This window comes from Stenotrophomonas maltophilia group sp. RNC7, from assembly GCF_030910085.1.
GTDB classification, from domain to species: domain Bacteria; phylum Pseudomonadota; class Gammaproteobacteria; order Xanthomonadales; family Xanthomonadaceae; genus Stenotrophomonas; species Stenotrophomonas sepilia.
The window spans coordinates 1-519 of sequence record NZ_JAVFVN010000085.1; the positions used below are offsets into that span (position 1 = coordinate 1).

Here is a 519-nt window from a genome sequence, read left to right on the forward strand (position 1 = left end):
GAAAAAAAAGGCTACTGTTTATATCTCCGAAAACATCTTCAATTGAAGTTGTTACATTAGACGTTGCAGAAAAAATCTAAACAAGTAAAATCTTCAAGAAAGGCTAATATTAGAAAGGTAGCTGTGATAATAGGTGTCTTAGTAGGAGTTACAATGCTAAGTCTACCTAATAATGAGACTTCAGCTTGGAAAGTGCCCAATATAATGGATATTCTTAAGTCCAAAGATAATGTAACATCTATTAATCAAAATAGGTCTGTTGGAGAGGGCATACAAATACTTGAAGAAGAGGCAGATACAAGTTTTAAAGTTAATTCTACTGATGAAATTAGAGCTATGGTTTCATTTAATTTTAAAAAACTTCCATACGAATTTAAAGAGGGTGTTATAAGAGGTCCATTAGATGGGGAGGAAATAGTCTATTTAAATTATATATCAGATAAAGGAAAATTTGAACTTGCCCAGATGCGACAGGGCCTAGAATTTACACAATCTGTTAATATCGGTAATGATAGCGAA

Annotated in this window: 1 protein-coding gene; it reads left to right on the plus strand. The window is 32.2% G+C overall.

What is annotated here, in order from left to right:
- Window positions 1-63: 63 nt before the first annotated feature.
- A partial coding sequence (locus RCF13_RS00835; protein ID WP_308140723.1) for a hypothetical protein occupies window positions 64-519 on the plus strand: 456 nt, incomplete at its 3' end.